Here is a 296-nt window from a genome sequence, read left to right on the forward strand (position 1 = left end):
ACTGGAAAAATTTATAAAATTGCCAATTCTCGGTATATGTTGGGGCGATGCTATGGGAATTTAAAGCAGCCAGAAACGGCAATTTCCTGGTATGAGCAAGCGGTTGAGTTGTATCGGAAATTGAACGTCACAGAATGGGCTTTATCGGGATTGGAATATCTGATTAATTTGTATCGGGAGTTGAAACAGGATGAACAGGTTATTGCCTCTTACCAGCGACGGTTAGAGATTTTTCGGGAATTGGGCGATCGCATTGCGGAATACAGCTCGCTTTACGACTTAGCAATGTTTCAGTT

The 296-nt window shown here is 42.2% G+C and carries 1 protein-coding gene; it reads left to right on the plus strand.

Features of this window, described 5'->3' with window-relative positions; genetic code table 11:
* A partial coding sequence (locus LKK83_RS29790; protein ID WP_324635096.1) for a tetratricopeptide repeat protein occupies nucleotides 1-296 on the plus strand: 296 nt, incomplete at both ends.

Source organism: Phormidium sp. CCY1219 (genome assembly GCF_035615515.1).
In the GTDB taxonomy this organism is placed as follows: domain Bacteria; phylum Cyanobacteriota; class Cyanobacteriia; order Cyanobacteriales; family Laspinemataceae; genus CCY1219.